We start from the raw sequence: 1,596 nt of genomic DNA, 5'->3' as shown, positions 1-1,596 counted from the left end.
ATATTCTCGATGTGTATCTGAACACTAAGCGTGATCTGTTGGTTGTGCGCAATGGTCTGCCAATTCCTGACGCGTCAGGTAGATGGCGTAAGAAGAAAAAAGTAGCGAGCGTTAGCGAGGACATTAAGCTCGCCGTTGAGAGGCAGGGCTACTACATGCGGAAGCTAACGGACTTCAACAAGTGTTAGTCCGCAAAGCGCATGTGCAACCTCTTGTCTGATTGCGGTTGCTGGCACAAGGGTTCAGCTCGTTACCGACAGCCTGCGAGGCTCGCTCTTGTCTACGAGGTCGACGTTCATAGCCGCCTCACGATGGTAGTCCGAAGATCGGGAGCTGCTATCTATTAGGCGCGTGCTGCAGGCCCAGAAGTTGCAGCGCAGTCACCCCGACCTCGTCCTCGCAGGACGTCGTCCCGCCTTTTCGGCGGATCCTTCGGGAATTGCTTGAATACTCGTGAACAGCCATGCCCCTGCAGTTCGAGCGTGCCGTCGAGAAGATGGAAATATGGAGCGCGAACAGCGACGGCTATTCTTTCGTGATCAGCTATGAAAGCCCTGCCGTCCCGGCTTTCACGGACGCGCCGGTTATCTGGCGTCGTGGCGTCCTGTTTATGAAGGCCGCAGCGCGATCAGGATCACCGGCTCGCCCTTTAAAACTTTCGACGAGGCCGAAGCTGCCTGCGATGCGATGCTAAAACTCCTGATGAGCGAAAATTGACGCGATAGCCAGCAAATTTGGGAAAGGCAACGGACTAGCATTCAGCGTGACCGCCGTCCTCTTCGTGAAAGCGTTTCGCTTCCTCCTGCGCGACCAGCCTTGCGAGCATCCGCCGGTGTTTGTCCGTGATGCTCGGATTGGCAAGCTGCCGCTTGGCGATGATCAAATTCGCATAGTGGATGAACTCTTCCATCGACCCCATGAGCGCCTCCCTGTCCCTGCGCGACGCCATTCGCGCGCCCATAAAAGGCGACCGAACCGAAGCTTGCAATTGTCCCTAAGGGCAATTTGCCGGTCAGGCGCGCTGTCCTAGAAAGCGTTTCGGTTTGGCTCGGCGAAGAATAGGTCGTCCGCTTTCATGGCGAGCCTACAATACGGGGGGAGGGGTTTCGCGATGTCCATGGTTGGTACGGTCAAGTTCTTCGATGGAGAGCGTGGCTATGGCTTCATCAATCCCGATGACGGCGGCCGTGATGTGTTCGTTCATATCACCGCAGTCGAGCGGGCCGGACTGAAGGACTTGACTGAAGGACAGCGCATTACATTCGAGGTCGAACCGGACAAGAAGGGCAAAGGCCCCAAGGCGGTCAACCTCGTGATCTCATCCTGAAATGCTGCCCGCGCCGGACATTGGATCTGTTGCCTGCGGCCATCGGCATAGCCCTTGCGGCGCACGTGCGCCGCAGCTCCTGCGCATGTATTGACTTGGTTCCAAAAAGTCGCCGCCACGTGGCTGTGATGTCCCGCCCGTTCGCTATTCGGTCGCCTGTCCGCGTCGGGACGATAAAAAAGCCGCCACCGGGACGAAGCGGTGACGGCTTCTTTCTCGCTCGTGACCGCGAACAAGCCTTTACCGCCCCGCCCCAACGCGATTGACGC

3 protein-coding genes are annotated in these 1,596 nt (G+C 57.6%); 2 read left to right on the top strand and 1 reads right to left on the bottom strand.

Annotation, left to right across the window (positions count from 1 at the left end; genetic code table 11):
• A partial coding sequence (locus tag CT676_RS45025; RefSeq protein WP_343287594.1) for a hypothetical protein occupies positions 1-188 on the top strand: 188 nt, incomplete at its 5' end.
• Between the two features lie 563 nt (positions 189-751).
• Here CT676_RS45025 and CT676_RS44740 read toward each other — a convergent pair.
• On the bottom strand, positions 752-919 hold the full coding sequence (locus tag CT676_RS44740; protein WP_167768364.1) for a hypothetical protein: 168 nt from the start codon (positions 917-919) through the stop codon (positions 752-754).
• A 192-nt stretch (positions 920-1,111) separates the two neighbouring features.
• Here CT676_RS44740 and CT676_RS43575 point away from each other — a divergent pair, with 192 nt between their 5' ends.
• Positions 1,112-1,327: a cold-shock protein gene (locus CT676_RS43575; protein WP_063981915.1), complete on the top strand. Its 216-nt coding sequence runs from the start codon at positions 1,112-1,114 to the stop codon at positions 1,325-1,327.
• The last annotated feature ends 269 nt before the right edge of the window (positions 1,328-1,596 follow it).

It is taken from the genome of Bradyrhizobium sp. MOS001, assembly GCF_004634465.1.
In the GTDB taxonomy this organism is placed as follows: domain Bacteria; phylum Pseudomonadota; class Alphaproteobacteria; order Rhizobiales; family Xanthobacteraceae; genus Bradyrhizobium; species Bradyrhizobium barranii.
The sequence above is the reverse complement of the archived record's forward strand: the minus strand, read 5'-3'. Positions and strand labels throughout refer to the sequence as shown.